Genomic DNA, 5,577 nt, shown 5'->3' on the forward strand with positions numbered 1-5,577 from the left:
GGTCAACCGGGCCAGCGCCTCGCCGCCCGCGGCGAGCGCCGCGGCCACCGCGGCCGGGATGGTGACGGCCGGGGGGCGACCGCGCCCACCTGCGACGACGACCGCCGCGGTCAGCTCCCGCAGGCTGACGTGGGCGTCGGAGAGGATGTACCGCTCGCCGGGGCGACCCGCGCGGGCGGCCGCGAGGTGACCGCGGGCCAGCCCCTCGGTGAACACCAGCCCGAACCCGCCGGGCGGGATGGCGGGCAGCAGCCCGCGCAGCGCCGGGCGGAACATCCGGCGCTCCATCGAGATGGGACCGTAGGGCGGGAAGCCGTAGACGGTCGCCGGGTTCACGATGACCACCTCCACGCCCCCGGCGGCGGCGAGCACCGCCTGCTCCGCGCGCTGCTTGGAACGCTCGTACGGGGTTCCTTTCGGGGCGGCGGCGAGCGCGGTCTCGTCGAAGCGGCCGCCCGGTGGGGCGTCGAACACGTCGATCGTGCTGGTATGCACCAGCCGGCGCACCCCGGCGCGGACGGCCGCCCGCGCGACGTTGACCGAACCGGCCACGTTGACCCGGTCGAACGCGTCGGCGTCGGGCAGCCACTGCTCGGGAACGCCCATCGCGTTGAAGACGATCTCGACCCCGGCCACAGCGGCCGGCAGCGTCGCCGGGTCGGTGACGTCTCCCACCACGACGTCGACCGGCTGAGGTAGTCCGGGTGCCGCGCGGGCCGGGTCGCGGACCAGGGCCCGCACCTGGTGGCCGGCCTCGATCGCGGCCCGCACGACCGCCCCGCCGACCTTGCCGGTCGCGCCGGTGATCAGGACTCTCACCAGCGGGAGCCTACGTCGATCCACCGTCCCGGCCGCGCCACGACCCGCCGCGGCCCCGGCCGAGCAGCCGGCAGCGGCCGGCGGCGATGCGGCCGGCTTCGGCCATCCCGCGCACCGCGTACCAGCCGGTGCGCACCACGGCGGCGGCGTCGACCCCCGGTCGGCCGTCCCCGGCGCGCGGCCGGGGCAGGTCGAGCAGCAGGTCCGCGCCCGCCGGCGGGGTGTTCGTGTGGGTGCTGGTGATCGTCGAGTAGTCGCCGAAGAACTTCACCTCGAGGCGTTCCCGGCGGATCTTGCCCGGCCCGTCCGGGATGAGACGCAGGAAGTACAACACGCTCGTCCCACCGGCGGCGGCCCGGTCGTGCGGGTTGTAGCCGCCGCCGTCCCAGTGGAACTCCGCCCGGGTCCGCAGCAGCCAGCGCAGCCCCTCGATCACGATCGGGTTCGGCTCGGGCAGGCGCATCGCGAAGTGCCGTTCCAGCTCGAAGGCGCGCTCCTGCTCGACGAGGCCGGGCGGCAGCTCCGGGGTGCGGCGCACCATGAAGATCTCGACCGTACGGTCGGCGCCGGCGTCGGAACGCAGCGACGCGTGGGTGAGGCGCACGTCGAGCTGGTCCGGCCGGACGCCGTAACGCTCGCTCAGTCGGGCCCGCACGATGACGCTGGGGACCAGCGCGCTGGGCGCGATCCCGAGTGAGGCCAGCGCGGTCAGGGCGGCGTCGAAGTCGTCGACGGCGATCAGCAACGCCGCGTGGTCGAGCACGCAGTACCGGGCGACGAGGGCGACCAGCTCGGCGGCGCCGTCGATCCCTTCGAGCAGGCCGGTGAGCAGCCCCTCGGTGTTCAGCGACCGCAACGGTGCGCAGACGGCCTCGATACGGCGGATGTCGACCTGGTCGAGGGCGCTGCCGGAGCCCCGGCCGGTGAGAATGCCTCCCCAAGGCCCGGTTCCCGTCGACGTGTCCGTCATTGCGTGCCGCCTCTCGCCACCCGGCGCAGGCCCGATCGAGCGCGCCGGTACCGGTCCCGGTCCGGTCCCGGTCCCGGACTCGGTGGGCGGCTACGGCCCTGGTCGGCGGGGCCGGACCGCTCGCTCCGAGCCGGTTGGCTGGCTTGTGGTACCCGGGTTGGTGCCGAAACTTTCCCGGGAGCTTAGCGGCAGCCTGTGACGGCTCCGTTGCCTGCTCCCTGCGGGAGGCTGCAAGCGGGTAAAATCAAGATGAGACCCGGGCGGCGCCAGGCCGGTACGCGGCCGAGGCAGGCGGCGCCCCGCCGTCCGGTGGTCCCCGGCCCCGGTGGAATGCCGATGGCGCCTGCCGCGCTTCTTTTCAGGTGACGGAAGCGACCGGTGGTGTAAGGAGGACCTCGATCGTGCTTGATCCGCAGGAGCTCTACAGTCTCACCGAGGACGCGTCCGACGACCCCATCGACGCGCACCGCCCGATCATGCTGGAGGCGCTGACCGGCGTCGTCGACGCCGGCAACGCGGTCAGCCTCGCCGGTGAGCACCTGTTGACCGCGCTCGACCATCGCATAATCGCGACGTTCGACGTCGATCAGCTGCTGGACTACCGGTCCCGCCGGCCAACCATGATCTTCTCTGAGGACCACTGGGAGAGCTACACGGACCCGGTGCTCGCGCTCTACCAGCTCCGCGACGAGTCGGATACGCCGTTCCTCCTGCTCACCGGCCCCGAGCCGGACCTGCAGTGGAAGCGCTTCACGGCCGCCGTCCGCGGGCTGGTGGCTCAGCTCGGCGTCCGCCTCACCGTGGGGCTCAACGCCGTGCCCATGGCGGTTCCACACACCCGCCCCGCCACGATCACCGCGCACGGCAGCAGCAAGGAGCTCGTCGTCGGCTACGAGCCGTGGCTGCGCCGGCTGCAGGTCCCCGGCAGCGCCGGGCACCTGCTGGAATACGAGCTGGGCCGCGACGGCCGGGATGCGATGGGCTTCGCCGTCCACGTCCCGCACTACCTGGCCCAGACGACCTACCCCGCGGCCACCGAGGTGCTGCTGACGTCCGTGTCGAAGGCGACCGGCCTGATGCTTCCACTGGACGGACTTCGCTCCGCGGCGGTCGCCGTCCAGGACGAGGTCAACAGCCAGATCGCCCAGGGCGGGGAGGCCGCGGCGCTGGTCCACGCGCTGGAGGAGCAGTACGACGCCTACCAGCGCGGGCGGCGTGGCCCCAGCCTGCCCACGACCGACGCCGAGCAGAAGCTGCCGACCGCCGATGAGCTCGGTGAGGCGCTCGAGCGCTTCCTCGCCGAGCAGTCCGAGCCGGGCGGTCCGAACCCGCTGTCCTGAGCTACCCGCCCCACCCGAGCCGCTCGCTGGCCGTCCCCTCGGCCCGCTCGGGTCTCCCGCCGGCCACGACGGCGGGAGACCCGAGCCTGCGACCCGGGAAGACTCAGCGGCGGTCGGGCACCCGGCCGATGTCGGCGTCCGACAGCGCCCGGACTGACAACCCGTCCACGAAGCGCTCGACGATCGCCCCGACCGGCCAGCGGTCCACCTCGGCGAGCAGGCGCGACGCCTCCGCGTCGGCGTCGCGGGCATCCCAGCCCTGAGCGTCCAGGCTATTGCGCAACGCCTCCAGATAATCCGTCTCCGTGATTCCGGGAAGGTCTCGGACCATCGCCGTCGTCGTTCCGTAGAAAGAGCCGAGGCCGACGAAGACCCGGCCGCACTCGCACCGGCCATGCGGCCGGTCCAGGTGCATGTCACAGAACACACGCAGGGTTACGAGCTCACCTTCCACCGCCCAGTGGAAATCGTCGACACGCAGGCCCTGCGCGTACGCGGTGGCCGTGAGAAGTTTCATGACTCCCAAGCTCCTCGTGGTCGCACGACCGCTTCCGGGTGGGAAGCGGATGCCCTCCGGATCTACGAGAAGACAACCATCCCCCACCGACAAAGTCTCGCCTTAGCCATGATCGGGGTACTCTCGACGCACGTCCCGGACCGGCCGCGGGGACCGGCCCGAGACGATTCCGGTGGGAAGATTCAGTGGGAGGACGGCAGCCGGTGACCGCGCCCGTCGCCGCCTCGGCCGACCCCTTCCCGGCCCCCGAAGGTGCCGGGTCCGCCGCACCACGCCAGCAGCGGCTCGCCGCGAGTGCCGCAACCTGGCGGGGTCTGCTGTTCCTGCTGCTAAACCTCCCGTTCAGCATTATCGGCTTCGTCTGGGTGACGACGGTGCTGGCCCTCGGTGCTGGCCTGGTAGTTACGGTGATCGGGATACCCGTACTCGCGCTTGGCCTGCAGGTCTGCCGCGTGTTCGGCACCATCGAGCGGGTCCGGGCGCGGTCGCTGCTTGGTCTGCGGGTCGATGCGCCGTCCCGGCGGCCGCGCCGCCGGGCCGGCGGGCTCGGCGCGATGTTCGCCGCACTGGCCGATCCGGTGTCCTGGCGTACCGCGCTGTACCTGTTCATCCGCCTGCCCTGGGGCATCGTCAGCTTCGTGGCGGCGGTGCTGCTGCTCACGGTGGGCTGGGTGGTGCTGCCCGCGGCCACGCGTGGACTCGTCGCGGTCGACCGGGCGATGATCCGCAGCCTGCTCTCCCCGTCGGAGGGGGTGGAACGGCGGATCCGGGAACTGGAGGCGGACCGGGGCGCGCTCGCCGACGCCGCCGCCGCCGACCTGCGGCGGATCGAACGCGACCTGCACGACGGCGCGCAGGCCCGGCTCGTCGCACTGGCCATGGGCCTGGGACTGGCGAAGGAGAAGCTCGCCGACGACCCGGACGCCGCCGCCCGCATGGTCGCCGAGGCGCACGGCGAGGCGAAACTCGCCCTGCAGGAACTGCGCGACCTCGCCCGCGGGATCCATCCCGCGATCCTCACCGACCGAGGCCTGCCCGCGGCCCTGACCTCGCTGGCCGCCCGGTGCACCGTGCCGACCCGGGCCGCCGTCGAGCTGGGCAGCCGCCCGGCCGCCGCCCTGGAGGGCATCGTCTACTTCACCGCATCGGAGCTGCTCACCAACATCAGCAAACACAGCCGCGCCGACTCCGCCGCGGTCGAGCTGCGCCGCCTCGGTGCCGCCACGCTGCTGCTGCAGGTCAGTGACGACGGCGTCGGCGGGGCGGATCCACGTGGCGGCACGGGCCTGGCGGGCCTGACGGGTCGCCTGGACGCCCTCGACGGCGTGCTGGTCGTCGACAGCCCGCCCGGCGGCCCGACGGTGGTCAGCGTGGAACTGCCGTGGCGCGACGCCGACGGCGGCCCGGGGCCGGCATCGGCCTGACCGGTCAGACATCGGCCTGACCGGTCAGACGCTGCCGAGCACCCGGGTGATCCGCACCTCCAGGACGACCCGCAGCGGGTTGGCCCGCGGCTCGCGGTAACGCTGGGCGTAACGACGCTCCGCGTCGGCGACGCTCGCCGGGTCGTCGCGCACCACCGCCAGCCCCTCCAGTGTCGACCAGCGGCGCCCGTCGATCTGGCACAGCGCGGCGGCGACTCCCTCGAACGGCCCCGCGGCGATCAGGCGCGCCTTGCGGGACCGGCCGGAGGTGATCACCCGCGCGATCCCGGCCGTGGGGTCGAGGGTCGCGCCGACGGCGACCACGTGTGCGCTGCCGTCGGCGCGCACCGTGGTCAGACTGCACAGGTGGCGCTCCCGCCAGAAGTCGAGGAACTCCTCGCCACGACCGGTCAGGTCGGGCCCGCGGGCGGGCTGGTTCGACATGCCGCCAGCCTGCCACGCCGCGGACGGAGCCGTCCGCGGCAGGACACGGCGGCGGGGAACGGG

General features: G+C 73.4%; 6 protein-coding genes. 2 read left to right on the forward strand and 4 right to left on the reverse strand.

What is annotated here, in order from left to right:
• Positions 1-819, reverse strand: an 819-nt coding sequence (locus tag NBZ85_RS26790; RefSeq protein ID WP_261562832.1) for an NAD-dependent epimerase/dehydratase family protein, incomplete at its 3' end; no start/stop codon positions are given.
• Between the two features lie 10 nt (positions 820-829).
• Positions 830-1,789: a hypothetical protein gene (locus NBZ85_RS26795; RefSeq protein ID WP_261555783.1), complete on the reverse strand. Its 960-nt coding sequence runs from the start codon at positions 1,787-1,789 to the stop codon at positions 830-832.
• 401 nt (positions 1,790-2,190) lie between these two features.
• Between NBZ85_RS26795 and NBZ85_RS26800 the strand changes: the two genes are divergently transcribed.
• Complete coding sequence (locus NBZ85_RS26800; RefSeq protein WP_261555782.1) at positions 2,191-3,129, forward strand: PAC2 family protein; 939 nt, start codon at positions 2,191-2,193, stop codon at positions 3,127-3,129.
• A 103-nt stretch (positions 3,130-3,232) separates the two neighbouring features.
• Here NBZ85_RS26800 and NBZ85_RS26805 read toward each other — a convergent pair whose 3' ends face one another.
• On the reverse strand, positions 3,233-3,646 hold the full coding sequence (locus NBZ85_RS26805; protein ID WP_261555781.1) for a DUF7715 family protein: 414 nt from the start codon (positions 3,644-3,646) through the stop codon (positions 3,233-3,235).
• Positions 3,647-3,849: 203 nt separating this feature from the next.
• On the opposite strand from NBZ85_RS26805, the gene NBZ85_RS26810 reads away from it, so the two are divergent.
• Positions 3,850-5,070, forward strand: coding sequence for a sensor histidine kinase (locus NBZ85_RS26810; protein WP_261555779.1), 1,221 nt, complete (start codon positions 3,850-3,852; stop codon positions 5,068-5,070).
• A gap of 24 nt (positions 5,071-5,094) precedes the next feature.
• On the opposite strand, the gene NBZ85_RS26815 is transcribed toward NBZ85_RS26810, so the two are convergent.
• The coding region (locus NBZ85_RS26815; RefSeq protein ID WP_498041265.1) for a pyridoxamine 5'-phosphate oxidase family protein at positions 5,095-5,577 on the reverse strand (483 nt) is incomplete at its 5' end.

This window comes from Frankia tisae (genome assembly GCF_025403405.1).
In the GTDB taxonomy this organism is placed as follows: Bacteria; Actinomycetota; Actinomycetes; order Frankiales; family Frankiaceae; genus Frankia; species Frankia tisai.